The 25,319-nt window shown below is 32.3% G+C and carries 29 protein-coding genes; 19 read left to right on the top strand and 10 right to left on the bottom strand.

The annotated features are described in order from the left end of the window. Positions 1–65: 65 nt before the first annotated feature. Genes AC3IPI_RS03080 through AC3IPI_RS03065 form a run of 4 tightly spaced genes read right to left on the bottom strand, consistent with a single transcriptional unit; the run spans position 66 to position 2,588 of the window. Positions 66–293 (bottom strand): DUF5808 domain-containing protein, encoded by a 228-nt coding sequence (locus tag AC3IPI_RS03080; protein WP_039117878.1) that lies wholly within the window; start codon positions 291–293, stop codon positions 66–68. After that, a complete protein-coding gene (locus tag AC3IPI_RS03075) occupies positions 268–1,188 on the bottom strand; it encodes an HTTM domain-containing protein (protein ID WP_039115904.1) in 921 nt (306 codons plus the stop codon). The genes AC3IPI_RS03080 and AC3IPI_RS03075 overlap by 26 nt, the downstream gene beginning before the upstream one ends. Beyond that, positions 1,181–1,753 carry an SdpA family antimicrobial peptide system protein gene (locus tag AC3IPI_RS03070; RefSeq protein ID WP_039115906.1) on the bottom strand — a complete coding sequence of 191 codons (573 nt, stop codon included), beginning with the start codon at positions 1,751–1,753 and terminating at the stop codon, positions 1,181–1,183. Before AC3IPI_RS03070 ends, AC3IPI_RS03075 begins: the two co-directional genes overlap by 8 nt. Positions 1,754–1,808: 55 nt before the next feature. After that, the gene (locus AC3IPI_RS03065) at positions 1,809–2,588 is read right to left on the bottom strand and encodes a sporulation delaying protein family toxin (protein ID WP_489157043.1); all 780 of its coding nucleotides are present in this window, start codon (positions 2,586–2,588) and stop codon (positions 1,809–1,811) included. A 151-nt stretch (positions 2,589–2,739) separates the two neighbouring features. On the opposite strand from AC3IPI_RS03065, the gene AC3IPI_RS03060 reads away from it, so the two are divergent. Beyond that, positions 2,740–3,087 (top strand): helix-turn-helix domain-containing protein, encoded by a 348-nt coding sequence (locus tag AC3IPI_RS03060; protein ID WP_039115908.1) that lies wholly within the window; start codon positions 2,740–2,742, stop codon positions 3,085–3,087. 100 nt (positions 3,088–3,187) lie between these two features. Further along, a complete protein-coding gene (locus AC3IPI_RS03055; RefSeq protein ID WP_039115909.1) occupies positions 3,188–3,535 on the top strand; it encodes a helix-turn-helix domain-containing protein in 348 nt (115 codons plus the stop codon). 71 nt (positions 3,536–3,606) lie between these two features. Here the strand turns inward: AC3IPI_RS03055 and AC3IPI_RS03050 are convergent, their stop codons facing one another. Further along, positions 3,607–4,866 (bottom strand): aspartate kinase, encoded by a 1,260-nt coding sequence (locus AC3IPI_RS03050; RefSeq protein ID WP_039115910.1) that lies wholly within the window; start codon positions 4,864–4,866, stop codon positions 3,607–3,609. Positions 4,867–4,899: 33 nt separating this feature from the next. Beyond that, the gene (locus tag AC3IPI_RS03045; RefSeq protein WP_086895211.1) at positions 4,900–5,379 is read right to left on the bottom strand and encodes a GNAT family N-acetyltransferase; all 480 of its coding nucleotides are present in this window, start codon (positions 5,377–5,379) and stop codon (positions 4,900–4,902) included. 176 nt (positions 5,380–5,555) lie between these two features. On the opposite strand from AC3IPI_RS03045, the gene fbp reads away from it, so the two are divergent. From fbp to AC3IPI_RS03030, 3 genes are all read left to right on the top strand, one after another. Then, positions 5,556–6,563, top strand: coding sequence for a class 1 fructose-bisphosphatase (fbp, locus tag AC3IPI_RS03040; RefSeq protein ID WP_039115912.1), 1,008 nt, complete (start codon positions 5,556–5,558; stop codon positions 6,561–6,563). Between the two features lie 89 nt (positions 6,564–6,652). Continuing rightward, positions 6,653–7,081 (top strand): transposase, encoded by a 429-nt coding sequence (locus AC3IPI_RS03035; protein WP_489154864.1) that lies wholly within the window; start codon positions 6,653–6,655, stop codon positions 7,079–7,081. Positions 7,082–7,095: 14 nt separating this feature from the next. Further along, on the top strand, positions 7,096–7,947 hold the full coding sequence (locus AC3IPI_RS03030) for an IS3 family transposase (RefSeq protein ID WP_489154862.1): 852 nt from the start codon (positions 7,096–7,098) through the stop codon (positions 7,945–7,947). A gap of 247 nt (positions 7,948–8,194) precedes the next feature. On the opposite strand, the gene AC3IPI_RS03025 is transcribed toward AC3IPI_RS03030, so the two are convergent. Further along, complete coding sequence (locus AC3IPI_RS03025) at positions 8,195–8,626, bottom strand: TerB family tellurite resistance protein (RefSeq protein WP_035617301.1); 432 nt, start codon at positions 8,624–8,626, stop codon at positions 8,195–8,197. A gap of 194 nt (positions 8,627–8,820) precedes the next feature. On the opposite strand from AC3IPI_RS03025, the gene AC3IPI_RS03020 reads away from it, so the two are divergent. From AC3IPI_RS03020 to AC3IPI_RS03000, 5 genes are all read left to right on the top strand, one after another. Further along, positions 8,821–9,414, top strand: a complete 594-nt coding sequence (locus AC3IPI_RS03020; protein ID WP_409417548.1) for a HupE/UreJ family protein — start codon at positions 8,821–8,823, stop codon at positions 9,412–9,414. A 3-nt stretch (positions 9,415–9,417) separates the two neighbouring features. Then, positions 9,418–9,852 (top strand): deoxycytidylate deaminase, encoded by a 435-nt coding sequence (locus AC3IPI_RS03015; RefSeq protein ID WP_039115914.1) that lies wholly within the window; start codon positions 9,418–9,420, stop codon positions 9,850–9,852. An 80-nt stretch (positions 9,853–9,932) separates the two neighbouring features. Further along, positions 9,933–11,510: a S41 family peptidase gene (locus AC3IPI_RS03010; protein ID WP_409417547.1), complete on the top strand. Its 1,578-nt coding sequence runs from the start codon at positions 9,933–9,935 to the stop codon at positions 11,508–11,510. A 17-nt stretch (positions 11,511–11,527) separates the two neighbouring features. Continuing rightward, positions 11,528–11,893 (top strand): nuclear transport factor 2 family protein, encoded by a 366-nt coding sequence (locus AC3IPI_RS03005; protein ID WP_039115917.1) that lies wholly within the window; start codon positions 11,528–11,530, stop codon positions 11,891–11,893. A gap of 45 nt (positions 11,894–11,938) precedes the next feature. Next, positions 11,939–12,250, top strand: a complete 312-nt coding sequence (locus AC3IPI_RS03000; RefSeq protein ID WP_039115918.1) for a hypothetical protein — start codon at positions 11,939–11,941, stop codon at positions 12,248–12,250. Positions 12,251–12,666: 416 nt separating this feature from the next. Here the strand turns inward: AC3IPI_RS03000 and AC3IPI_RS02995 are convergent, their stop codons facing one another. The 3 genes from AC3IPI_RS02995 to AC3IPI_RS02985 all read right to left on the bottom strand — a co-directional run bounded on the left by AC3IPI_RS02995 (position 12,667) and on the right by AC3IPI_RS02985 (position 14,183). After that, the gene (locus AC3IPI_RS02995; protein ID WP_086896197.1) at positions 12,667–13,272 is read right to left on the bottom strand and encodes an FAD-dependent oxidoreductase; all 606 of its coding nucleotides are present in this window, start codon (positions 13,270–13,272) and stop codon (positions 12,667–12,669) included. Between the two features lies 1 nt (position 13,273). Beyond that, the gene (locus tag AC3IPI_RS02990; protein ID WP_039115920.1) at positions 13,274–13,477 is read right to left on the bottom strand and encodes a hypothetical protein; all 204 of its coding nucleotides are present in this window, start codon (positions 13,475–13,477) and stop codon (positions 13,274–13,276) included. A gap of 127 nt (positions 13,478–13,604) precedes the next feature. Then, positions 13,605–14,183: a MarC family protein gene (locus AC3IPI_RS02985; protein ID WP_039115921.1), complete on the bottom strand. Its 579-nt coding sequence runs from the start codon at positions 14,181–14,183 to the stop codon at positions 13,605–13,607. Positions 14,184–14,557: 374 nt separating this feature from the next. On the opposite strand from AC3IPI_RS02985, the gene AC3IPI_RS02980 reads away from it, so the two are divergent. From AC3IPI_RS02980 to AC3IPI_RS02940, 9 genes are all read left to right on the top strand, one after another. Continuing rightward, complete coding sequence (locus AC3IPI_RS02980) at positions 14,558–15,127, top strand: DUF3109 family protein (protein ID WP_039115922.1); 570 nt, start codon at positions 14,558–14,560, stop codon at positions 15,125–15,127. A gap of 342 nt (positions 15,128–15,469) precedes the next feature. Continuing rightward, positions 15,470–16,447, top strand: a complete 978-nt coding sequence (locus AC3IPI_RS02975) for a ribonucleotide-diphosphate reductase subunit beta (protein ID WP_039115924.1) — start codon at positions 15,470–15,472, stop codon at positions 16,445–16,447. Positions 16,448–16,729: 282 nt separating this feature from the next. After that, on the top strand, positions 16,730–19,129 hold the full coding sequence (locus tag AC3IPI_RS02970; RefSeq protein ID WP_489157035.1) for a ribonucleoside-diphosphate reductase subunit alpha: 2,400 nt from the start codon (positions 16,730–16,732) through the stop codon (positions 19,127–19,129). A 430-nt stretch (positions 19,130–19,559) separates the two neighbouring features. After that, positions 19,560–20,957: a DUF1800 domain-containing protein gene (locus AC3IPI_RS02965; RefSeq protein ID WP_489157033.1), complete on the top strand. Its 1,398-nt coding sequence runs from the start codon at positions 19,560–19,562 to the stop codon at positions 20,955–20,957. 12 nt (positions 20,958–20,969) lie between these two features. Further along, a complete protein-coding gene (locus AC3IPI_RS02960; RefSeq protein WP_489157031.1) occupies positions 20,970–22,139 on the top strand; it encodes a DUF1501 domain-containing protein in 1,170 nt (389 codons plus the stop codon). A 219-nt stretch (positions 22,140–22,358) separates the two neighbouring features. Next, entirely contained in the window at positions 22,359–22,565 is a 207-nt protein-coding gene (locus AC3IPI_RS02955; RefSeq protein WP_230715475.1) for an addiction module protein, read from the top strand. Continuing rightward, on the top strand, positions 22,565–22,864 hold the full coding sequence (locus AC3IPI_RS02950; RefSeq protein WP_489157029.1) for a type II toxin-antitoxin system RelE/ParE family toxin: 300 nt from the start codon (positions 22,565–22,567) through the stop codon (positions 22,862–22,864). Before AC3IPI_RS02955 ends, AC3IPI_RS02950 begins: the two co-directional genes overlap by 1 nt. A gap of 374 nt (positions 22,865–23,238) precedes the next feature. Continuing rightward, complete coding sequence (locus AC3IPI_RS02945; protein WP_489157027.1) at positions 23,239–24,066, top strand: prephenate dehydratase; 828 nt, start codon at positions 23,239–23,241, stop codon at positions 24,064–24,066. A 93-nt stretch (positions 24,067–24,159) separates the two neighbouring features. After that, complete coding sequence (locus AC3IPI_RS02940; RefSeq protein WP_489157025.1) at positions 24,160–25,305, top strand: pyridoxal phosphate-dependent aminotransferase; 1,146 nt, start codon at positions 24,160–24,162, stop codon at positions 25,303–25,305. The last annotated feature ends 14 nt before the right edge of the window (positions 25,306–25,319 follow it).

Here is a 25,319-nt window from a genome sequence, read left to right as displayed (position 1 = left end):
ATAATTGTGAAATGTTGCGACTGGAATTTTAGTTTTACTATCAAATGTAATTGAATTTAAGAAAACTACTTTATGTGTTTTCCCAAGACACATAGTATTGCAATTATAATAATTAATATGAATACAGAATTAGGATTTGCAAAATTAGTTGTCCATCCCATTAGCTTATTTCTTTTGGGAGGAAACATTCTCTTATCTTCTTTGTTGTAATAAAAAATTCCCCAAATCCAATTGTTAGAATCATTATGCCAGTTGTCTTTGGTTTCTTTACTTGGTTTCTTGTTTCTTTCCATAATTTATTGCTTTAATTTTCATTTCAAAATATTGATAAATACTATTTTCATTATCTAGATAAAGAATAAGGGCTGCAGTCATAGGAAAGAAAAACGTAATTAAACCGTGGGTCAGCACAATACTTAAATGAAAAAAAACACCTAAAGTCAAGAACAATTTTTTAATCAGTTTATCTGTAGCTAAAATACAGGCAAATAATCCTAATTCAAGAATTATTACAGACCAACTTATTAGGGGAGTAAATGGACTAAGTGTAATAATGGATAATATTTTTTGCAGCCATAGAGGGGCTCCAAAAATATTATTAGTAAACCAATAATAAATACAAGTACCATCTTTCCATTCATCATTAAATATTTTCCCCACTCCAGCATGCAAATATATAATAGCCACCTGTAATAATATCAAAAAGTAATAAGTATTAAAAAACACATTTATTGCTTTTCTACTTTTTGTTATAATTAATTTATTATTGCTCCACTGATTGATTCGATTGTCAAAAATACAAATAGGGATAAGTAACATACTTAAATTGGATGCTATTTGGTCACCTCCTTCAATTGCAATAAAAGAATTACAAATGCTAACATGCACCCAAGTTTGCAATAAAGAAAATAGCTGTGGGAAATAACCAGTAAAAACTATTAATAAAATTGAAATTGAAATTGTTTTTGCAAACGAGGAACTAAACAAGTTGAAAAGACTAATATGTTGAAGAAAAACGTCTAATTTAAAAGAGGTTTCATTATGAATTAATAGATTCATATTTGTTACTTCATCTATATCGTTAAAGCATATAGTAAGTAAAGCCCCAAAAGCTAGCAAAGATCTGACAAAAATCAATCGATTATCAAAAATGATTTTTTGTTCTAAATGAGAGATAAATTTATTCATCTTGGTGAATATTTATAGCGTATACAATAAAGGATGAGGGATAATCAGGTTTTTGATTTAATAATGACCAAGGCAATGCATGTTTACTAACAAATAAATATTTACCTTTAAAATCGGGAACATTTTTTTTAAACACACTAATTTTATTAAATTTCAATGTGTCCAAATTTATTTTTTCAGTTATATTTTCTGCTATTTTCGCTGTTAATCTGTAACCAGTTATTGAATCTGACTTTATTTTATTTAAAATTGTACTTGCTTCTATAGTCAATATTCTATTGTGTCTTGAAAGGCCATAGTAATAATCATTAGAAAAATTTCTTAAATTTTTCATTTCAATTTTGCCATTAAAACATTCAAAAATATAGAATTCTGGTTCTTTTGCACTTTTTGTAAAAAAAGCCCAGCCTTGTGGGAATGCAGAAATAAATTTTGATTTAGCAGTATAACTATTATTAAGAGGATTGTTTCCAAAATAAATGGAAAGAATAGTAAAAAATATTACAAGAACAATACTAACTGAACTATAAAACGCTATCAGTGATGGTTTCGATGTTTTATTCATGATTGTGAATTATTAAAATAGGCAAGTCACTTTGATAATAACTTGCCATATTTAATTAAATACCAGTAAATTCTATAGTGACATCTGACTGGAATTTTTCAATTAAGTATCCCTCAGAATCTATGTAACCAGGATCCTCATAAAAATCAGGTGATGGTGGTAGTGGTGCTTCTTGCAAAAACAAGACAATTACGATGACGGCTGCAGCTGCGGCTAATAACCAAACAGCAACGGAATAGTAAGGCGCTGGATATATGACTTTATTGGTGTTTTTGTCTGATTTCATACTCTGAATAGCATTAAGCAATTCTTCTTTTGTAGATTGTTCATTAATTTTATATTTTGAAGTGAATAAACTGATAAATTTATTCATGTCATTCTCGGTGCCTCCTTTTTTACTTTCATTTAATAATCCAAAGGCAGCATCTGATATTTTATTAGCAGCATCTACAATACCATATTTTACTTGATAAAAATCGCCTGATCCTATTTTTGCTCTAAAGTTTGATAAAAACTCTGGATTGGATTCCTTAATGGTTTCTATAATTTTATTTTGAAGGACTAACATTTCATCCATTTGAGCTTTGTCATTAATAAATGTTCGAAAATTTAAATCTTTAAAATCATCTAATTTATTAGCTAGAGGACCTTCAAGAAACATAATCCCTTTAAACACATCTTCGTCAGTAAAAGAATTAGTCGCATTGTTTTTATCAATATTTGACATCTTACTTTCACGACCTATTTCATCCTTAGTACAACTAAAAAAAATAAATACAAAAGCAACTAAAGTAAAAATGTGGTGCCTTATAACGAATTCTCTAATTTTTTTCATAATGCATAGTTTAATGATTAGTAATAACTTATTTGATGACAAATCTACACGTGATTTCAAACGACTCTTATGCGAAAATCGGTTATTTCTACCCTGAATTTATATTGTTGTAAAATATTTCTTATGTTTGAATCGGTATAAAAGTTAAATTATGAATGTAATCGTAGGAAATAAGCTAAAACAGCTACGTAAAAGCAAGAATATGTCGCAAGAGCAAGCGGCAGATTGTTTGTGTATATCTCAGTCTGCGTATGCGAGGATAGAAAGAGGAGAGAGTAGTTCTTGGGCGAGCCATATTAGTAAAATATGTAAATTTTTCGAAATAACCCCAGCCGAATTGATGATGAATGAAAGTCGACTGAACAAGGAAGAGAGTAATAATTTAAATGAAAGTTTTATTATCAATCAATTGTCAGATAAAATAATAGAACAATATGAAGCACGAATAAAAGAGTTGAAAAAAATAATTAAAGATCTAAAAAGGAATGAAGGAGAGTAAATACAAAGAAATTCATTTGTTAACGAAATTTTTTATGGTTTTTTACGAATTACAATTAATTTTTATAAAAACAATTTAGTAACACTTAAATAAAATTTCTATGGTTGGTGCTAAAATTATGGAGTTAAGGAAAATTAAAAAGTTATCACAATTTGAATTATCAAACCGATTAGGGATTAGCCTGACAGCATTATGTGATATTGAAAGTGGAAAAAATAAAAAAATAGACTTTTTGTTAATAGATAAGATTTGTAATGAGTTAGATGTAGAGTTCAATTATTTTCTCGAAAACCCAAATCCAAAAGTATTTGATGATAAAAAATTTATGGAACGTTTGACGGAAATTGCGCTACTTAGTGTTTATAGAAAAATAATAAAACAATATGAAGTCGAGATTTTAGAATTGAAGCAGATAATAAAAGATTTAAAAAGAAAACAGAAACCATAAAGAAAGGCTCCACTTAAAAAATGGAGCCTTTCTTATTATATTGAATTTTGTAATTAACTTTTATAGAAAAACTAATTAGATTCCTTTGTTACTATTTGCATAGTCTCGCGGCTTACTTGTTTTAGTAAAACTACTTTGTTTTCTTCGACAGTTTCGGCAGCTTTATCATCAAAATGACGAATTGTATATAAAGTTACATTTTCGCTGAAATCAACTTTGAACTTTTTAGAAAGGATAGCATTCAAATCATTGAAATTCTCAAATTTATCTTCTACACAAACAGAAAAACTAATCGCAGAGTTTTGAATTAAATTTACTTTAATTTTAAATTCATGGAATAAAGCAAAAATCTCGCTGATGTTTTCCTCCATGATAAAAGAGAAATCTATCGATGAAAGAGAAATCAAAAGTTGGTTTCTTTTTACGATAAAACAAGGCAAATAAGGTTCTAAATCGACACCTTTAGAAACACTTGTTCCTTTTAGCAATGGGTTTATAAATGATTTTACATACAACGGAATCTCTTTTTTCTGTAAAGGTTGTAATGTTTTAGGGTGAATAACTGTTGCTCCGTAAAAGGCTAATTCGATAGCCTCACGATATGAAATTTGATTAAGCAAACTTGCATTTTCAAAATAACGTGGATCAGCATTCATAACTCCGGGAACGTCTTTCCAGATGGTAACACTTTCGGCATTTAAGCAATAAGCAAAAATTGCAGCAGTATAATCTGAACCTTCACGACCTAAAGTAGTAGTGAAGTTGTTTTCATCGGCACCTAAGAATCCTTGAGTAATGTTTAGCATTTTTCGCTTTACATTATTACCAATATTTTTTTGAGTTAATTCCCAATCAACTTCGGCATCTCTGTAATTAGCGTTGGTTTTTATAAAATTACGAACATCAATCCATTGTGTTTGGATGCCCATAAAATTCATAAAATGGCTTAAGATAGTAGTCGAAATTAACTCTCCAAAGCTTACAATTTGGTCATAAACAAAGTTGTAATTAGGAGATTTGTTATGAGCAAGAAAGTATTCTAACTCCGAAAATAATGCCTTTACAGCAGTAAAAACTTCATGTTTCTCATTTTCGAATAAATCTAATAATATCTGGTTATGGTATTTTTTTACTTCTTGAACAGATGAACTTAACTCAGAAGATTTTTCGAAATAATTCTTTATTACAACCTCAAGAGCGTTTGTGGTTTTTCCCATGGCCGAAACCACAAGCAATACATCTTCATAACCTACTTTTTGTAAAACGTCATAAACGTTTTTAATTCCTTCAGCATCTTTCACTGAGGCACCACCAAATTTGAATACTCTCATTATTTATTATATCTTAATATTATCTATTGTCTTTTAATTTTTGTTTTTCTCTAAAAAAGTATCTATTCCAGCTTCGTCCATTTGTACAACACGCCATTCTTCGATAATTTTAGCACCAGAATTTTCATAGAATTTAACTGCAGGAGTATTCCAATCGAGTACATTCCATTCAACTCTTTTTACTTTATCCTTTTTGGCCTGCTTCATTATTTCGGAGTATAAAGCAAATCCTAAACCAGATCCACGCATTTTATCTTTTACAATCAAATCCTCTAAATGTATTGTTTTTCCTTTCCAGGTCGAAAATCGGTAATAGTACAAAGCAATCCCCACTATTTCGGCATCTACCTCGGCTACAAATACATGAAAAAGAGGGTTTTCTCCAAAGCCATCACGAACTAAATCACTTTCTGTAATCAAAACAGCGTCTGGTTCTTTCTCGAATATGGCTAGTTCCTGAATCAAGCCTAAAACAGCTTTCATATCATCAGGGTTTCCTTTTCTAATATTCATAAATTCTTATTATTAATGTATTTATATCTAAAATAATGGTTTTTTTGAACTCAATTTTTACTTTTGATTAACAAATATACAATACGGACAAACTAACTAAATAATTTTTAAATCAATTTCACAAAAAAGGCGATATTTGTGACTTCAAAAAAAAAAATCTACAACGATATAGTATAATGGAAGAACGCAATAAAACACTAGGAGAGTTTATTATTGAGAACCAAAAAGCATTTCAGTATTCGTCGGGAGAGCTTTCCCGAATTATCAACTCTATACGATTGGCGGCCAAAGTCGTTAATTATAAAGTAAACAAAGCTGGTTTGGTCGACATCGTTGGCGCAGCAGGAGAACAAAACATACAAGGAGAAGATCAGCAAAAACTAGATGTGTATGCAAACGAGGTTTTTATTCAAACCTTAATTAATCGTGAAATTGTTTGCGGAATCGCTTCAGAAGAAAACGATGATTTTATCACTGTTCAAGGAAGTGACAACAGTCATAACAACAAATATGTAGTTTTAATGGATCCTCTTGACGGATCTTCTAATATTGATGTAAATGTTTCTGTAGGAACTATTTTTTCGGTTTATAGAAGAATTACGCCAATAGGAACTCCAGTTACACTCGAAGATTTTTTACAACCAGGAGTTAATCAAGTTGCGGCTGGATATGTAATTTATGGAACTTCGACTATGTTGGTTTACACAACAGGTCATGGTGTAAATGGATTTACACTGAATCCTGCAATTGGAACATTCTATTTGTCACACCCGAATATGAAATATTCTAAAGATGGAAATATTTATTCTGTAAATGAAGGGAATTATGTTCATTTTCCTCAAGGAGTAAAAGATTATATTAAATATTGCCAGCATGAAGAAGATGATAGACCTTATACTTCAAGATATATCGGAAGTTTAGTTTCCGATTTTCATCGAAATATGATTAAAGGAGGAATTTATTTATACCCTACAAGCAGCAAAGCACCAAAAGGAAAGCTTCGTTTATTGTACGAATGTAACCCAATGGCGTTTGTAGCAGAGCAAGCAGGAGGGAAAGCATCTGATGGTTTTAATAGAATCATGGAAATTAACCCAACCGAATTACACCAACGCGTTCCGTTCTTTTGCGGAAGCTATAATATGGTCGAAAAAGCAGAAGAGTTTATGCTTAAAGCGAAGTAATAAAAATAAAACCCGACTAGTAAATAGTCGGGTTTTGTTTTTTAGTACCTGTCTAGTCCTGAAATAACGATACATAAAAAAACATCGTTATGAAAGAGCACTCAAATTATGTAAAGCGTAGTCAACGCGACTACAGTATGTCATTAAAGCTTCAAATTGTTAGTGATATTGAGAAAGGATTTATATCTATTACTCAGGCAAAGAAACAATATGGTATTCAAGCCCGTTCAACTGTTGTTCAGTGGCTTATAAAATTTGGTAACTTTGATTGGGAGAACCAAACCCCAATCAAAATGATAAAAACACCCGAACAAAAGATTATGGAGCTTGAAGCTCAAGTCAAACTTTTAGAGAAACAAAAGGCATTCTTAGAGAGACAGGCTTTTGTTGCTGACAAAAAAGCGATTCTGTTTGATATGATGATTGATTTAGCTGAAAAGGAATATCATATTGATATCCGAAAAAACTCTGTGCCCGAACAATCGCCCATTTCAGACAAAGAGAACGAGAAACAATAGCATTTACCTGTTTTTTGTTCGGGATAGACAGACAGGTTTATTATCGAAAAATTAGAAGAACAACATCCAGTCAGAATAAAGCCAAAGAAGTTGTATCATTGGTTCATAATATTAGATCAGTAATGCCTAGAATTGGTACTCGAAAGCTCTATTATCTTTTATTGGATCAACTCCATTTAATGAAGATTGGAAGAGATAAATTCTTTGATATACTCAGAGCTAATCATTTGTTGATAAAGCCTAAACGGTTATATCATGTAACAACCAACTCGCATCATCGCTTTAGAAAACATGAGAATTTAATTTTAGATTTAAATATAATCAGACCCGAACAAGTTTGGGTATCTGATATCACATATATTGGAAAAAGAGATAATCCTCGTTATTTAAGTTTAATTACTGATGCTTATTCCAAGAAGATAATGGGGTATTATGTAGCTGACAATTTAAATACTCAAAGCAGCATAAAAGCTTTAAAAATGGCTCTTAAGCAAAGAAAAAATTGCAATTTACCTTTGATACATCATTCTGATAGAGGAATTCAATATTGTGCTAATGAGTATCAAAATGAACTTATTAAAAACAAGATTTTATGTAGTATGACTCAAAACTCAGATCCTTATGAAAATGCAGTGGCTGAAAGAATAAATGGAATACTAAAACAAGAATTTTGGATTGATAAGTATAATTCAAGAGATAAAATTGTAAATAAAATTATTAAGGAATCAATTGCTGTTTATAATGAACTTAGACCTCATTATTCCAACTATATGCTGACCCCTAATCAAATGCATTCTCAAAACAAAATAAACATGAGAACATATAAAGCAAAAAACAGCAGTAAAAACGTTTTTACTGCTGTTTAATATTTTAATTTTATTTAATAATTCGTATCGTTTTTTTAGGACGAGACAACCTGTTTTAGTTTTCAGTCTCAGTTTTTAGTACCAGTTTGTAAACTGAATACTGCGACTGCAAACTTTTTTAATATTAGTCTCAGTTTTTAGTCTCAGTTAGTAAACTGAATACTGCGACTGCAAACTTTTTTAGTACGAGTCTCAGTTTTTAGTACCAGTTAGTAAACTGAATACTGCGACTGAATACTGAATATTTCTATTTATTCATATTTTGCATTTCGAAAGTAAAAGTATCTAAATCTACTTTTTTATCTACTAATGAAAGTGCTTTTGCAATAATGTAGTTTACGTTTCCTGGAGTAAATCCTAGTGCAAGACCAAGTCTTCTTAGCATGATTTCCTGACTATCTCCCATGTGGTGATCTACGTGTACCATACGAGCCAAATCGTATAAACGCTCTAAACGTTGAGAATACAAATAAGGCGCATTTATAGGATGCTTCAATGGATCTGCAAGAATCTCTTTATACTCTTCGTCTGAAATTTCTAATCTAGAAGCTAGCTTGTCTAAAAAAGCTTTTTCTTCCTGATTTGTTTTTCCGTCTGCAAGAGCTACGCGAACAATAGCCGAAAAATGACCTTTATTTCTTAGTTTAAATTCGCTATCAAATAAATCTGAAAATGACATAATTAATTGGTTTTTTGTATCACAAAGATAAATCTATTTTTAAATTATTAATTTTAATTTTCTCATAATTTTTATAATTGGAGAAACTACAATTTTAACTTATTTTTATTTAATGATTTTAGAATAGCAATCTACCATTTTCAAAATTAATCGTAAGTTTACACACCCTTTATCAATTTTAAATTAAAATACCCATGTCAGATTTTTGGATTTATTTTCAAATAGGATTAAAACACGTTCTAGATATTCATGCTTACGACCACGTAATGTTTCTAATGGCTTTAACCATTCCTTATGCATTTAAGGATTGGAAAAGAATTTTGCTTCTTGTAACTATTTTTACAGTTGGGCATACATTAGCATTGTTGCTTTCGGTTTACGGAATCGTTACTATTAAAGTAAATATTGTCGAATTTTTAATTCCGATAACTATTTTAATAACAGCCTTTTTTAATTTTTTTACAGCAGGAAAATCATCCAAGACAGAGAGTATTAATTTAGTGTTTTTTATAACACTTTTCTTTGGGATAATTCATGGTTTAGGATTCTCTAATTATTTTAAAACAATATTAGGAGGCAGTCCATCATCAAAATTATTACCATTAGGAGAATTTGCATTAGGGATTGAGGCAGCTCAAATTATTGTGGTTTTTGTAGTTTTAATAATCTCATATATTGTACAGACTGTTTTTCGTTTTTCAAAACGTGACTGGACTTTGGCGATGTCGGCATTTATAATAGGTGTTGTAATCCCGATGGTTATTGAGAGCGAAATATGGAGCAGATAAAAAATGGAAAAGAAAAAATTAAATAGATACGACAAAGCCTATTTGAGAATAGCTAAAGAATGGAGTTTGTTGTCGTATTGCAAGCGCAAGCAAGTTGGTGCAATTATAGTAAAAGACCGTATGATTATTTCTGATGGTTATAACGGTACACCATCTGGGTTTGAGAACTGTTGTGAAGATGAAGAAGGATTAACGCGCTGGGATGTTTTGCATGCCGAGGCAAATGCTATTTTAAAAGTAGCGCGATCTACTCAATCTTGCGAAGGAGCAACGTTGTATATAACGCTTTCTCCATGTAAAGAATGTAGTAAATTAATTCATCAATCGGGGATAAAAAGAGTTGTTTACCAAAACGGATATCGTGATGATGCAGGTATTCAATTCTTAATAAAAGCAGGTGTAGAGGTAGAACATATTCCTGTGTTAGAAGAAGAATAAAGTTACAGTAATTTCAAGATACACGGTTACTTATGAAGAATGGCAATAATCTGTTCTCATAAATTAAATATTAACTACATATGAAATTCAATCCTAAATATTTGCCAATAGTTATTGGAGTAACTTTAGCTCTGGGAACTGTCCTTGGAGGTATGTTAAACGCTCCGGTACAGGATCAGTTTTTGGCTAAAACCAACTCTAAGAACAAACTCAACAAATTAATTGATTTCATCAATAATGAGTATGTAGATAGTGTAGATACCGATTCTATTGTAAACCTTACAGTAGATAATATTTTATCAAAACTAGATCCCCATTCCGTTTATATTCCGCCAAGCGAACAAGCAGAAGTTGCCGAAAGTATGAAAGGTGATTTTGTGGGTATTGGTGTAAATTTCTATATGTATAGAGATTCCGTTGCAATTATAAAACCTGTAGAAAATGGCCCTTCGGCAAAAGCAGGAATTCTAGCCGGCGATAGAATTTTATACGTAGGGAAAACAAAATTGTTTGGACGAAAGCTTCCTTCAGATAGTTTATTTGCTAAATTAAAAGGAGAAAAAGGAACAGAGATAGAGCTGACAGTTTATAGGAAATCAGAGCAAAAGAAATTAAAAGTCAAAATAAAGAGAGACGTTATTCCGATAAAAAGTGTTGATGTCTCAATGTTATTGGATAAAAATACCGGATATATAAAAATCAATCGTTTTGCAGAGACAACCTTTGCAGAGTTTAAATCGGGTTTAACCAAATTAAAACAAAATGGAATTGAGTCGCTTATTATCGACCTTCGTGATAATGGTGGAGGATATATGGAAGAAGCAGTTGCGATTGCAGATGAATTCCTGAAAAATAAACAACTGATTGTTTTTACCAAAAATAAAAATGGCGAAACCGAAAAAACCTTTGCTACAGGAGCCGGAAGTTTTGAAAACGGAAAAGTATCTATTTTAATCAATGAAAATAGTGCTTCGGCAAGTGAGATTCTGGCAGGAGCAATCCAGGATAATGATAGAGGAAATATTATTGGTCGCCGTTCTTTTGGAAAAGGATTGGTACAACGCGAAATGGATTTTAATGACGGTTCTGCTGTGCGATTAACTGTTGCAAGATATTACACTCCAACAGGTCGTTCTATCCAAAAACCGTATAGCCACGGAAACGAAGATTACTTTAAAGAATCGGATTCACGATTTAATAACGGAGAGTTATATAGTAAAGACAGTATTAAGGTTGTTGATACATTAAAATATAAAACACCAAAAGGTAAAATTGTTTACGGAGGTGGAGGTATAGTGCCAGACGTTTTTGTACCTATAGAAATGGAACATGGTAGCGAAGGCTCGGCTTATTTACTACAAACGGGTATCGTAGGACATTTTGTTTTTGAGCAGTTGGATAAAAACCGAAAAGCATTCACAGGACTGAACTATAAAGAGTTTATCGCCAAAATGCATGCGACGGATGATTATTTTAAATCGTTTCAAAAATATCTTTCTATTAACGGATTAGATTTAAAATTAGATAAAAATAAAGCAATCATTAGTCGTTATATTACAGCTGAATTTGCTCGACAATTGTATGGCGAAATTTACTATTACGATGTGATTCTTAAAAATGATGCAATGATTAAGGCTGTTTTAAATCAGAAGAAATAACGCTAAATTTTATCAAAATGGAAGTAAAGACTATTGTAAATGCCGAAATTGAGCTTTTAGCTGCTATTAAAAATGCAGATGTTTTAGCTCTGGAAAAGATTCTACATGATGATTTATTGTTTAACTTACCAGATGGGCAAACGATTACTAAGGAATTCGATTTAGATACCTATCGCTCTGGTAAAATTAAAATAGATGTTCTGGAAGCTTCAGATCAAATTATTAATGTAATTGATGATTCAGCAGTTGTTGGAGTTACTATTTTGCTAAAAGGGAAATATGATAATGATCCTATAGATGGTGTTTTTAGATATATTAGAGTTTGGAAACAATTTGATGACAATTTAAAAGTTATTGCAGGTAGTTGCATACAATTAAAATAGAATTAATGAGTTTAACTTAGCGAACTTCACAGTTAAATAATAAACATGAAAAATTTAAAAAGAATAAGTTTTCTGTTAGTCTTAATGGTTTTTGTAATTTCTTGTGCATGTATGAAAGATAAAAATACGATTTCAGGAAAAGTAGAATCTATCGAGTTTGGTAAAGACGGTTATACTGCAAAAGTAAAGACGGAGAAAAACGAAATTTACTATGCTACAATAAGCATTGTAAATGTGGGCGGTCCTGAAAATTATAAGAAACTAAAAGAAGGAGATGAGGTTTCTTTAAAAGGAGAAATCTGGAAAGCTGATACCGAGAAACATATAAAAGTAAAAGAGATTGTTTCTGTAAAATAAGTTAATGCTAAAGCATTAAAATTGTTGAAATATTAAGATTTTTGAACCATTAAGACATTAAGTTTATTAAGCTTAGTCTAATGGTTTTTCTTTTTTTACTATTTAAGAGATTAAGTTTAACCCGTTGGGTGCAATTAATTTTAACACATAGAAACATAGGTCTTGTACGCACAAAAAAGGCGTTTCACTTGTTTTTAAATGCACATAGCTAGCTATGTGAAAGGAATGTATTTCTTTTTGTTCTCTTTTTTACACATAAAAGCTATGTTTCTATGCGTTAAATATTTTTTTCACGACCCGAGCGAAGCGAATAGACGCAGTAATTGCACCCAACGGGTTAAGTTTATAAAGTGTCTAAAACTTAATTTTTATTAATCTCTTAATGGTTTAAAATGAAAAAACTGATGTTATAAAACTTATCGAGTACTGTCGTGAGCATGAGTTTGCACGCCGTTATTCCATACCGTTAAGATATCCGTTGCAACGGCAGCTCCACTTCCTGCAGCAATTGCAAGTTGGCTTCTCCAGCCAGCCAGAGTACCAATTACATAAATACCTTCAGCAACTTTATGGTCGATGTTTTTTAACTGAATTCGTTGTTTTTCGGGAAGCGCTTTTTTATGAGGTTCGATATATTGTATCAAGCCTTCGATAGCAAAAGTATTTGCAGAACCAATCCCTACAACTATCATTTTGGTTTTATAAGAGCTTCTGTTTGTAGTAATTAAAAATTCAGGATATTCACCTTCTATTTTTATTACTTTCTCATTTGGGATTTGCTCAATATGCGGATACGCCTGGCTTAAATGTTTGGTACTTTCAGATAATAATTCAGAACCTAATTTTCCAGGAGCAATGCCATAAGCATTATTAAAAAGAGCTTCTTGAAGAGAAGAGTTTTTTTGGTGAGTAAAAACCCCAATTTTTTTGTCAATAGCAAAAGGTTTATTTTGTGCAGATCCTAAAACAAGTGCACAGGACATGCTTGATACCCCTCCGCCAATAATTAAAACGTCAAACATATTATTGTTGATCGTTCATCTTTTCTTCTATTTTTTTAGAAACTCTAAAAATTAAAAGAATTAGTACAGCGCAAAATGAAGCAGCGATTCCAATAAAAGCTACCATGCTATCTCCTTGTAAAGGATTCTGAAAGTCAAGCAAAGTAATATTGAAAATAATCAAAGCTAATGCTAAAAGCACTAATATGGAAGTAAAAATTTTCATAGGACAATTATTTATTTCTAACTATTAAGAGAAATAGATAAATACTGAAACGTTGTTTTTTGGATCCCTAAAACGAATATTCTGGTATTTAAGTATTTCTGAGGGGGTAAATTTATGAAAATTAATTTTAGACAAACAAACCTTTAACATTAGCTGCAAATAATTTAACAGCAATGGCCAAAAGGACTACACCAAAAGTCTTACGAACTACGCCAAGTCCATTCTCACCCAGTAATTTTTCGATCTTAGAAGAAGATTTTAGAACGATATACACCAAGATAATATTAAGTATAATTGCGATAACTATATTTATAGTATGAAATTGAGAACGCAAGGATAATAAAGTTGTCATTGTACCTGCTCCGGCAATTAACGGAAATGCTAATGGAACAATTGATGCAGAGCTTGCTTCTTCGTTACGATATATATGTATACCAAGAATCATCTCTAAGGCTAAGAAGAATAAAACAAAAGATCCTGCTACAGCAAATGAGTGAACATCGATACCAATTATTTTAAGAAATCCTTCTCCGATAAAAAGGAAAATAATCATGATAAGACCAGCTACTATTGAGGCTTTTTCAGATTCGATATGCCCGACTTTTGATCTTAAATTAACAATGATTGGGATAGAGCCCACAATATCAATTACTGCAAATAACACCATCCCGACAGTGATAATTTCCTTAAAATCAATTTCTAGCATAATTTTTTGATTTAGTGTTTAAAGATGTGCAAAGTTAGATAATAAAGTTAGGGCTTTTTCATAAGAAATTAGCAATAGTGTATTTTTGTTATAAAAACACGTGTTGTTGTGTAAAATAATGATTTTTATAACAAAATTTTGTTTTTACTTCAAGGATTCGCAAAGATTATTAGTAAACTCATGAGCGAAAATGGCTGGCAGGGTTTTGAAAAGGTTTCGATATGTCTTCTAAAATTTAATTTTTCGTTGCTTTTGTTGACGAAAAAAAAACTTTGGGGTTAAATTTCAACACATTCTGCAGTAAAAATTTAATCTCATTTCATCTGTTTTCTTTGCCTATCTTTGCACTTTATAAATTTCAGTATTTTATTATCATGTTTCAATTAGGGAAAACCATCGTTTCGGAAGATATTCTTGAAAAAGAATTTGTTTGCAATTTATCAGCTTGTAAAGGTGCTTGCTGTGTTGATGGTGATGCTGGGGCTCCGCTAAGTGAAGAAGAAACAAAGATATTAGAAGAAATATACCCAAAAGTTAAACCGTTTTTACGCAAAGAAGGAATTGCAGCTATCGAAGCGCAAGGAACTTGGGTAAAAGGTACAGATGGTGATCTGGAAACACCATTAATTGATAATAAAGATTGCGCCTATGTAATCTTTGATGGTAAAACTGCGCTTTGTGGTATCGAGCAAGCCTATAATCAGGGAATCGTAACCTGGAAAAAACCAGTTTCTTGCCATTTATACCCAATCCGAGTAAAAGATTTTACCGAGTTTGCAGCAGTTAATTATGACAAATGGGATATTTGTGATGCTGCCTGTTCTTTAGGTCAGGAGCTTGAAGTTCCAGTCTATAAATTTGTAAAAGAAGCGTTAATTCGCAAGTTTGGAGAAGATTGGTATATGGAACTTGATAAAGTTGCACAAGACATGAAACGCTCTTAAAAACATCCCATTTTTTTTACAAGGAAACAATGCTGATATTGCAGTAAAAATTATTGCAAATGATCTGAAAAAAGATTTTTAAAAATTATAAAAAAGTCTTGCATTTTATTTCAAAAATCCTATATTTTACGCTTGCTAACGTGAATTTGGACAGATTTAACTGTCTAATTTTCAGAATGTTAGTAATTGTATGAAAATTATTCTGTTTTTGTCCCTTTGTTAAAAACTAGACTCGATTGTGAATAAGTTTGACTTTTATTTTAGCCAACAAATGACAATCTTTGTAGTCTACAGAAATGGATGAAAATCTATTGAAAATATTTAAAATAAAACACAACTATAATGTCACAAGTCGAACCAATTTTACAAGAAAATAAGAACCGTTTCGTAATTTTTCCTATCAAACATCATGATATCTGGGAATGGTACAAAAAAATGGAAGCTAGTTTTTGGACTGCTGAAGAAATTGATTTGCACCAAGACTTAAATGATTGGAATAATAAGTTATCTGACGACGAAAGATACTTTATCAAACATATATTAGCATTCTTTGCTGCATCTGATGGAATCGTAAACGAAAATCTTGCTGAGAATTTTGTAAACGAAGTACAATATGCAGAAGCAAAGTTTTTTTACGGATTCCAAATTATGATGGAAAACATTCATAGTGAAACGTATTCATTATTAATTGATACTTACGTAAAAGACGAAGCAGAGAAAGATGATCTATTTAATGCATTAGATGTTTTTCCAGCAATTGCCAAAAAAGCAAAATGGGCTTTAAAATGGATTGAATCAGATTCATTTGCAGAGCGTTTAATTGCTTTTGCAGCTGTAGAAGGAATCTTCTTTTCAGGAGCTTTTTGTTCTATTTATTGGTTGAAAAAACGTGGACTAATGCCAGGATTAACTTTCTCAAACGAGTTAATTTCTCGCGACGAAGGAGTTCATTGCGATTTTGCAGTGCATTTACACAACCACCATTTAATTAACAAAGTTCCTAAAGATAGAATTAAAGAAATTATCGTTGATGCTTTAAACATCGAAAGAGAGTTTGTTACAGAATCTCTTCCAGTAAGTTTAATTGGTATGAATGCTGTCTTAATGACACAATATTTAGAATTTGTTGCCGATAGACTACTTGTTGAATTAGGATGTGACCGTGTTTACGGTTCAGCAAATCCGTTTGACTTTATGGATATGATTTCACTTCAGGGAAAAACCAATTTCTTTGAAAAACGTGTTGCAGAGTATCAAAAATCAGGTGTGATGAACACAGATAGTGATGCTCAAAAAATTTCATTCGATGCAGATTTTTAGACAACAAAGCATTTTTAGCGATTACCACGACGCTCAAAAAACAAAAAATTAAGAAACGAAGGTTTCTATAACTAGACAATTTAAAAGTTGAATCTGATTTCCCCCAAATCGTAGATTCGACACTATCACTGACTAATTTTCAGCCTATATACCAGGTTGGGGAGAGGGTAACTATTGGGAATCTACTAATTTCCAAATTAATATAAAAACACGCAATGTTTAAGTATAGAGGCTTGTCCTCTATGCTTTCATTTTTTCAATAATAATTATAAAGGTAAGCTTATGTATGTAGTAAAAAGAGATGGCCACAAAGAGCCCGTAATGTTTGATAAGATTACAGAAAGAATCAAAAAATTGTGTTACGGGTTAAATGAACTTGTAGATCCTGTTAAGGTAGCTATGCGCGTTATCGAGGGATTGTATGATGGTGTTTCGACTTCGGAACTAGATAATCTTGCTGCCGAAACTGCGGCTTCAATGACGATTGCACATCCGGATTATGCTCAATTGGCTGCTCGTATTGCAATTTCAAACTTACACTCTAATACTAAAAAATCGTTCTCTGAAACGATGAAGGATATGTATAACTACGTAAATCCAAGAAATGGTCAAGAAGCACCACTTCTTTCGGATGAAGTATTTAAAGTAATTCAGGAAAATGCTGAGTTTTTAGATTCGCATATCATATACACAAGAGATTTTAATTACGACTACTTTGGTTTTAAAACTCTGGAGCGTTCGTATTTGCTTAAAATAAATGGTAAGATTGTCGAGAGACCACAACATATGTTAATGCGTGTGTCTGTAGGTATTCACCTTGATGATTTAAAATCGGTAATGGAAACATACGACTTAATGTCGAAAAAATTCTTTACCCATGCAACGCCTACATTGTTTAATGCAGGAACTCCAAAACCACAAATGTCATCTTGTTTCCTTCTTGCTATGCAAGACGATAGTATCGATGGAATTTACGATACGTTGAAACAAACGGCTAAAATCTCACAATCGGCTGGAGGAATCGGACTTTCTATTCATAATGTACGTGCAACAGGTTCTTACATTCGTGGAACTAACGGAACTTCAAACGGAATTGTTCCTATGTTGAGAGTATTTAACGATACAGCACGTTATGTAGATCAAGGAGGAGGAAAACGTAAAGGAAGTTTTGCGATTTACATCGAAACCTGGCATGCAGATATCTTTGAATTTTTGGATTTAAAGAAAAATACAGGAAAAGAAGAAATGCGTGCGAGAGATTTATTCTTCGCCATGTGGACTTCTGATTTATTCATGAGACGTGTGCAAGAAGATGCCTCTTGGACATTAATGTGTCCTAACGAATGTCCTGGATTATACGATGTTTACGGAGAAGAATTCGAAACAATGTATTTGGATTATGAATTTAGAAATAAAGGAAGAAAAACAATCCGTGCTCGTGAATTATGGGAGAAAATCCTTGAATCACAAATCGAGACTGGAACACCGTATATGTTGTACAAAGATGCAGCAAACCGTAAATCTAACCACAAGAACTTAGGAACAATTCGTTCATCAAACTTGTGTACTGAGATTATGGAGTTCACATCTAAAGATGAAATCGCAGTTTGTAACTTAGCTTCAATTTCGTTACCAATGTTTATCGAGAACGGAAAATTTGATCACGAAGCGCTTTATAACGTTACAAAACGTGTAACTCGTAACCTGAACAAAGTAATCGACAGAAATTACTATCCAGTAAAAGAAGCAGAGAATTCTAACATGCGTCACCGTCCGGTAGGTCTTGGAGTACAAGGATTAGCAGATGCTTTTATCTTGTTGCGTATGCCTTTTACAAGTGATGAGGCTAAGAAATTAAACCAAGAAATTTTCGAAACATTATACTTTGCAGCTGTAACCGCATCTATGGAAATGGCTCAGGAAGAAGGACCGTATTCTACATTTGCAGGATCACCGATGTCACAAGGAGAATTCCAATACAATATGTGGGGAATGAAAGACGAAGAATTATCAGGACGTTGGGACTGGGCTTCGTTACGTAAAGAAGTAATGGAACATGGAGTTCGTAACTCATTATTGGTTGCTCCGATGCCAACAGCTTCGACTTCACAAATCTTAGGAAACAATGAAGCTTTCGAGCCTTATACATCTAATATTTACACACGTCGTGTATTATCTGGAGAATTTATCGTTGTAAACAAACACTTACTAGAAGATTTAGTAAAACTTGGATTGTGGAACGAAACATTGAAACAAGAAATCATGCGTCATAATGGATCAGTTCAAAACATTGATATTATTCCGCAAGACTTAAAAGATCTTTATAAAACTGTTTGGGAAATGTCAATGAAAGATATTATCGATATGTCACGCCAAAGAGGTTACTTTATAGATCAATCGCAATCATTAAACTTGTTTATGCAAGATGCGAATTATTCTAAACTTACGTCAATGCACTTTTACGCTTGGCAATCAGGTTTAAAAACAGGAATGTATTACCTAAGAACTAAATCTGCGGTTGATGCGATTAAATTTACATTAAACAATGATAAAAAAGAAGAAGATGCACCAGCAGCAGCTTTGGTTCCGGAAACAGAATCAATAAGCGTTGAGGATTACAAAGCAATGTTGCTAAAAGCACAAGCAGGAGATCCAGACGATTGCGAAATGTGTGGTTCTTAATCTTTTTTTTAGAAGATAGAAAAATAGAATAAAAAGAAAAGATTTATTCTTAGTTAATAGAAAGCAGTTATCATTATGATAGCTGCTTTTTTTTTTGCCCAAACTTGCCATCTCGAAGAATGAGAGATCTCCACGAGTAGCTCGCTAATCTTGTCCTTCATCGTCAGGAAAGACAAGATTGAGGAAAAACTTTGCGATTCTTCGTGACCCTTCTTCGCGAAGCTTTGTGAAATAGCTCTCATGCCAGAAGAAAGGCAAACTTGTAGAGTATATCAATGAATATAGAGTAAATACTCAATTTACTCAAGGGCAATATTGAATCTATAAATAGCGTTTTTATCTTAGAACCTTAGCAACTAAGAATCTCAGAACCTCCCTTTTAAACCTTTAATTAAAAACAAAGTCTTATTCTCAAATAAATTCCTGCGTTATGAAAAAAAGCAATGTTTGGTCGTTACGATTGGGTTTTTCAGGTAAAGAATCTGATAAGATTGAAAAACTAGGATTAGAAAAATTTCTAAAGCATTCCTATGATTCAAAATTCGACAAACAACTTCCTGCTTTTTTAGACGATGATCCCAAAACACTTGTAGAACTTAAAGAACTACGCGAATCTATAAAAACAGCTGACTCAGAAGCTAAAAAGAAGGCTCTTAAAAAAGAAATCTATTCGGCTGTTGAATTAAAAAAATGGTGGATTGCCAAAATGCGAAACGATGAATTTCCGTTACGCGAAAACATGGTTTGTTTCTGGCACAATCACTTCGTATCTACTTCTCAAAAAGTAAAAGTTAATTACTGGATTTACCAGCACAATATGATTTTGCGTGAGCATGCTTTCGGGAACTTCAAAGAGCTCACCAAGCAAATCATAAAATCGAATGCAATGGTGAGATACTTGGATAATGTTGATAATAAAAAAGGAAAATACAACGAAAATCTAAGTCGCGAATTACTCGAATTGTTTACAATTGGGATTGGGAATTATTCTGAAAATGATGTTAAAAACGGAGCAAGAGCTTTGGCTGGACTTAATTATGGAGATGATGGTGCAGTCTACAGGCGCTTTGCAGAAGATGATACTGATAAGACGTATTTTGGGAAAACGGGAAATTGGAAAGCAGATGATCTCGTTGATATAATTTTTGAACAGAAAAGTATTCCATATTTAATTACTCGAAAAATTCTGAAATGGTTTATTTATGATAATCCGTCAGAAGAATTAGTGATTTATTATGGCGATTATTTTAGGAAAGTGAAGTTTGAAATAGAACCGTTGCTAACTAAAATTTTTACCGAAGAATATGGTAAAGATGTTTCCGGAACCAAAATAAAAGATCCGTTAGTATATATTTTACAACTCCTAGAAGAATTACATATTGATGATCTCGATGACGGTATGGTTATGTTCTTTTTGAAACAGCAAGGAATGGATTTATATAATCAGGTGAATGTAAAAGGTTGGGATGGCGGAAATTCATGGCTGACTTCTCAGGTTTATTTGCAACGAAATAACACCTCAGATTTACTTTGTAACGGAAGAAGTATTACGAAAAAAGTACTGAATACAATGAGTGGTGAAAGTGAGAAGCCGAAGGCAGAATTTGATAAAATTGATGTCAAAATAGATTTTGATTCTAATGGGAGTAATAAAACAATTATCACCGAATTGTCTAACAGGTTATTATTTAAAGTAGATGAATCGGTACAAAAAGACATGGAGGATTTACTTAAATATGATTTTGATCCAAAGGATTCTCATGCCAATTATGCAGTAATCAGACTGTTTAATTACATTACAAAGTTGCCAGAATATCAATTAATCTAGAAGTTTAAAGTTATGAACAGAAGGAATTTTATATCGATAACAGGAACGTTTACTGGTGGAATGCTTTTGCTTCCTGATTTTTTGCATGCTTATGGTTCTCAAAACAGTTTGGTAATTGGGGAGCAATGTGTTGTATTTGTTCAGCTTAATGGAGGAAATGACGGATTGAATACTTTTATTCCGTACGATAATCCGTTGTATTATGATTTGAGAACAAAAATTGCTTTGGGTAAAGATGTAGTAGTTGGGAAGAATAAAGGAATGGCGTTTCATCCTTCTTTAAAAGATTTTGCTCAAATGCAGCAAAATGGAGATTTAACTGTAATTCAGAATGTAGGTTATCCAGAGCCGATTCGGTCGCATTTTCGTAGTCAGGAAATTTGGCAAACAGCAACAGATTCTAATAAATATATAAATGAAGGATGGTTGGGACGATATTTGGATTTGCAATGTAAAGACCATCAGGCAACGGCTGGGATTAATCTTGACACAATAGACAATCTGGCTTTGAAAGGGGTAGAGCCCAATTCAATCACGGTTAAAGATCCAAACCGATTTAAGGTAAAATCAGATAAGGAAGAGAATGTAACATTGTCGAATAATCCGCAATTAGATTTTGTTCGAAAAATAGCTAATTCAGTTATTGAAGGATCCGATGAAATTCAGAAAGCATTGGCAAAATCTAAAACGGAAATAAGTTATCCTAAAACAGATTTATCTAAAAATCTGGAATGGATTGGTAGATTAATAAAAGGAAATTTAAATTCAAAAGTGTATTATACATCGCTTGGAGGATTTGACACACATGATAATCAGCTTGCTATTCATGAGAAAAAGTTATCCGATTTGAATGATGCTTTGTATGCTTTTTATCAGGATTTAAAACAGGCGCAATTACTTCAAAATGTTACGGTTGTTGTGTTTTCGGAATTTGGAAGAAGAGTAAAAGACAACGGAAACGGAACCGATCACGGAACAGCAGCGCCGATGTTTATTATAGGTGGGAATAATAAAGGAACAATTTTAGGGAATAATCCAGATTTGTCTAATTTGGATAACGGGGACTTAAAATATGAAATTGATTTTAGAAGTGTATATGCCTCCTTGTTACAGCAAAAAATGAATTTTGATTATTCTAAAATTGGGATTAGGAATGCGCCTCTTTCTGGGTTGTTTAGTTAAACACAAAATCAAGGTTTTGTTTGAGTTGCCTCCCGCTTTAGCTGGAGGTTTTAATAGAGATAGGAAAAACAGGCTTTAGCCAAAACGCTTTAGAAATTTTGGCTAAAGCCTAAAAGATGTGAATCTCTTTAACCTCCAGCTAAAGCGGGAGGCAATTCAGAATATATCTCATGTATTTATTTTTACTAAATTTGTATATTCAATTCTAATAATAAAAATATGGAAATCAAAAATTTATCTAAATATAGTGATGCAGAAAAAATTGTTTTGGCTGAACAACTATGGGATAGTGTTTCTAAAGAGAATTTAGAAGTTTCTGATGATGTGAAGAGGGAATTAGATATACGTATTCAAAATTTAGAAGAGGGGAAAACGGAACTATATACTTGGGATGAGGTTAAGGCTCATTTAAGATCGATTAGATAATGCATAGAATTAGGTTCGTTAAAGAAGCGTTATTTGATATTGAAGATATAGTCTTGTGGTATGAAGAACAAAGAATAGGGCTTTCGTATGATTTTGAACTTTGTCTGGAAGCGGGACTTGATGAAATCTCAAGAAACCCGAATGCTTTTCAAAAGAAATATAAAAATGTAAAAATCAGATTTATTTCAAGATTCCCTTATGGGATTCATTATCGATTTGAGAAAGATGAAATTGTTGTTATAGGCGTATTTCATACATCGCGTTCTCCTAAAAACTGGTCGAAGAAATTAAACTTATAGATGAAATCTTAGCATCTTAGTAACTTAGTCCCGAGGCTTCGGGATAGCAGCTCCTTAAAAACCAATTAGCTATATCTCATTTTTGGGGTTGTTTTTTAAAATATCATACAAAAAAAAGCAAATTTGTTAAGAAATCCTTTTTTGTTTCATAAAATGCAATATTTTTTTTGGTGCACTGAAATTAATTTATACATTCGCAGAGAATTTATTGAAAAACACAAACAAAATGTCAAGCAACCGTTTTTATTTTAGCAACTCTTTTTATTTCTTCTTTAGTAGAAGTGAGGATTGTGCTATGGTTATTTGAGAAAATTTAAAAGACAAATAAAACTAATATACAATCCTGATGAAAATCAGGATTTTTTTTTGAGTATATGACAACAAAAATTGCAATACAAGGTATTAAAGGTTCATTTCATCATCAGGTAGTGAATGAGTATTTCTCTGAAAACGTGGATATTGACGAATGTTTATCATTTGAAGAATTAATTGATAGCGTACTTTCGGGAAAATCAGATCAGGCTGTAATGGCTATCGAAAACTCGATTGCGGGACCAATTATTCCGAATTATGCCTTGATAGATAAGAACAATTTGCACATAATTGGCGAGCATTATTTAAATATATCTCAGAATTTAATGGCATTAAAAGGCCAAAAAACGGAAGATATTACAGAGGTTCATTCGCATCCAATGGCATTGTTACAATGTATGGATTTCCTGAAAAAATATCCAAATATTAAATTGGTAGAGGATAAAGATACTGCCGAAACTGCAAGAAGAATCCAAGAGAAACAATTAAAAGGGATTGCGGCAATTGCAAGTAAAGCGGCTTCGGTAATGTATGATTTAGAAATTCTGGCACCAGAAATTCAAACTATCAAAAACAACATGACCCGTTTTGTGATTATCAAGAAAGAGAATTCGTTTTTGCCTACAACTGAGATCAATAGAGCGTCGATTAAATTCGAGCTGAATCACAAAAGAGGAAGTCTGGCAGCAGTTTTAAACGTAATGAGCGATTGCAAACTGAATTTAACAAAGATTCAATCATTGCCAAAAATTGAGACACCTTGGAAATATTCGTTTTTTGTAGATGTAACTTTTGAGGATTACGAAGATTATGCAAAAGCAAAAACATTAATAGCAATTATGGCTGAGTATTTTAAAGTTTTGGGAGAATATAAGAATACGAAACCTTAATTAGTCATAAAGTTAGAAAGTCGAAAGTTAGAAAGTCAACAAAGAAAAGCATAAAGCTTACGGCTTTAAGCCTAAAGCAAAAACAAAAGAACCATGATAACAACAGCAAAAAGATTAGATGTCGTAGAGGAATACTACTTTTCTTCGAAGCTTAGAGAAGTAAGACAATTACAATCTGAAGGAAAGCCAATCATTAATATGGGAATTGGAAGTCCAGATTTAAACCCTTCTAAAGCAGTTGTCGAAGCAGTAGTTTCGGCAATGCAGGATGAAAATGCACATCAATATCAAAGTTATCAGGGGTTGCCAGAATTGAGAAAAGGAATGGCCGATTTTTATCAGCATAATTATGGTGTTGCTTTAAACCCAGCTAATGAGATTTTGCCATTAATGGGTTCAAAAGAAGGAATTATGCATATTTCGTTGGCTTTCTTAAATGAAGGTGACCATGTTTTAATTCCGAATCCAGGATATCCAACGTATACTTCGGTTACAAATTTAGTTGGTGCAGTTCCTGTTTATTATGACTTGAAAGAAGATAATAATTGGGAGCCAGATTTTGAAGCTTTAGAGCAATTAGATCTTTCGAAAGTAAAGATTATGTGGTTAGGTTATCCGCATATGCCTACTGGGGCAAGAGGTAGTTTAGCGTTATTTGAAAAATTGGTTGCTTTTGCTAAAAAACATAACATTTTATTGATTAATGATAATCCGTATAGTTTTGTTTTGAATGATAAACCAATGAGTTTATTACAAGTAGAAGGAGCAAAGGATGTAGCATTAGAGCTTAATTCGTTGAGTAAGACCTTTAACATGGCAGGCTGGAGAGTTGGAATGGTTTTAGGAAATCCTGAAATTATAGATGCTGTTCTGAAAGTAAAAAGCAATATGGACAGCGGTATGTTCTACGGAATCCAAAAAGGAGCAGTTGCAGCATTAAATTGTGATAAATCATGGTTTGAAGAGCAAAATGTAATTTATAGACGCCGTCGTGAATTGACCAATAAACTGGCTGAAAAACTAGGTTGTAAAGTATATGCTGAGGGAGTTGGATTATTTGTTTGGGCAAAGTTACCAGAAGGTATAGCATCGGCAGAAGATTTTATCGACCAGATATTATATGAGAAGCATATTTTTATTACGCCGGGAACTATTTTTGGTAGTAATGGCGAAGGATACATAAGGTTTGCACTTTGTGTAAAAGAAGAAAAAATACAAGAGGCAATAGAGAGATTTTAAATTGTCATTGCGAG

It is taken from the genome of Flavobacterium sp. GL_143 (assembly GCF_057834355.1).
The sequence above is the reverse complement of the archived record's forward strand: the minus strand, read 5'-3'. Positions and strand labels throughout refer to the sequence as shown.

Bases quoted from the DNA above. Each gene is read 5' to 3' on its own strand.
- AC3IPI_RS03080 (WP_039117878.1), bottom strand. From the start codon at position 293: ATGGAAAGAAACAAGAAACCAAGTAAAGAAACCAAAGACAACTGGCAT.
- AC3IPI_RS03075 (WP_039115904.1), bottom strand. From the start codon at position 1,188: ATGAATAAATTTATCTCTCATTTAGAACAAAAAATCATTTTTGATAAT.
- AC3IPI_RS03070 (WP_039115906.1), bottom strand. From the start codon at position 1,753: ATGAATAAAACATCGAAACCATCACTGATAGCGTTTTATAGTTCAGTT.
- AC3IPI_RS03065 (WP_489157043.1), bottom strand. From the start codon at position 2,588: ATGAAAAAAATTAGAGAATTCGTTATAAGGCACCACATTTTTACTTTA.
- AC3IPI_RS03060 (WP_039115908.1), top strand. From the start codon at position 2,740: ATGAATGTAATCGTAGGAAATAAGCTAAAACAGCTACGTAAAAGCAAG.
- AC3IPI_RS03055 (WP_039115909.1), top strand. From the start codon at position 3,188: ATGGTTGGTGCTAAAATTATGGAGTTAAGGAAAATTAAAAAGTTATCA.
- AC3IPI_RS03050 (WP_039115910.1), bottom strand. From the start codon at position 4,866: ATGAGAGTATTCAAATTTGGTGGTGCCTCAGTGAAAGATGCTGAAGGA.
- AC3IPI_RS03045 (WP_086895211.1), bottom strand. From the start codon at position 5,379: ATGAATATTAGAAAAGGAAACCCTGATGATATGAAAGCTGTTTTAGGC.
- fbp (WP_039115912.1), top strand. From the start codon at position 5,556: ATGGAAGAACGCAATAAAACACTAGGAGAGTTTATTATTGAGAACCAA.
- AC3IPI_RS03035 (WP_489154864.1), top strand. From the start codon at position 6,653: ATGAAAGAGCACTCAAATTATGTAAAGCGTAGTCAACGCGACTACAGT.
- AC3IPI_RS03025 (WP_035617301.1), bottom strand. From the start codon at position 8,626: ATGTCATTTTCAGATTTATTTGATAGCGAATTTAAACTAAGAAATAAA.
- AC3IPI_RS03020 (WP_409417548.1), top strand. From the start codon at position 8,821: ATGTCAGATTTTTGGATTTATTTTCAAATAGGATTAAAACACGTTCTA.
- AC3IPI_RS03015 (WP_039115914.1), top strand. From the start codon at position 9,418: ATGGAAAAGAAAAAATTAAATAGATACGACAAAGCCTATTTGAGAATA.
- AC3IPI_RS03010 (WP_409417547.1), top strand. From the start codon at position 9,933: ATGAAATTCAATCCTAAATATTTGCCAATAGTTATTGGAGTAACTTTA.
- AC3IPI_RS03005 (WP_039115917.1), top strand. From the start codon at position 11,528: ATGGAAGTAAAGACTATTGTAAATGCCGAAATTGAGCTTTTAGCTGCT.
- AC3IPI_RS03000 (WP_039115918.1), top strand. From the start codon at position 11,939: ATGAAAAATTTAAAAAGAATAAGTTTTCTGTTAGTCTTAATGGTTTTT.
- AC3IPI_RS02995 (WP_086896197.1), bottom strand. From the start codon at position 13,272: ATGTTTGACGTTTTAATTATTGGCGGAGGGGTATCAAGCATGTCCTGT.
- AC3IPI_RS02990 (WP_039115920.1), bottom strand. From the start codon at position 13,477: ATGAAAATTTTTACTTCCATATTAGTGCTTTTAGCATTAGCTTTGATT.
- AC3IPI_RS02985 (WP_039115921.1), bottom strand. From the start codon at position 14,183: ATGCTAGAAATTGATTTTAAGGAAATTATCACTGTCGGGATGGTGTTA.
- AC3IPI_RS02980 (WP_039115922.1), top strand. From the start codon at position 14,558: ATGTTTCAATTAGGGAAAACCATCGTTTCGGAAGATATTCTTGAAAAA.
- AC3IPI_RS02975 (WP_039115924.1), top strand. From the start codon at position 15,470: ATGTCACAAGTCGAACCAATTTTACAAGAAAATAAGAACCGTTTCGTA.
- AC3IPI_RS02970 (WP_489157035.1), top strand. From the start codon at position 16,730: ATGTATGTAGTAAAAAGAGATGGCCACAAAGAGCCCGTAATGTTTGAT.
- AC3IPI_RS02965 (WP_489157033.1), top strand. From the start codon at position 19,560: ATGAAAAAAAGCAATGTTTGGTCGTTACGATTGGGTTTTTCAGGTAAA.
- AC3IPI_RS02960 (WP_489157031.1), top strand. From the start codon at position 20,970: ATGAACAGAAGGAATTTTATATCGATAACAGGAACGTTTACTGGTGGA.
- AC3IPI_RS02955 (WP_230715475.1), top strand. From the start codon at position 22,359: ATGGAAATCAAAAATTTATCTAAATATAGTGATGCAGAAAAAATTGTT.
- AC3IPI_RS02950 (WP_489157029.1), top strand. From the start codon at position 22,565: ATGCATAGAATTAGGTTCGTTAAAGAAGCGTTATTTGATATTGAAGAT.
- AC3IPI_RS02945 (WP_489157027.1), top strand. From the start codon at position 23,239: ATGACAACAAAAATTGCAATACAAGGTATTAAAGGTTCATTTCATCAT.
- AC3IPI_RS02940 (WP_489157025.1), top strand. From the start codon at position 24,160: ATGATAACAACAGCAAAAAGATTAGATGTCGTAGAGGAATACTACTTT.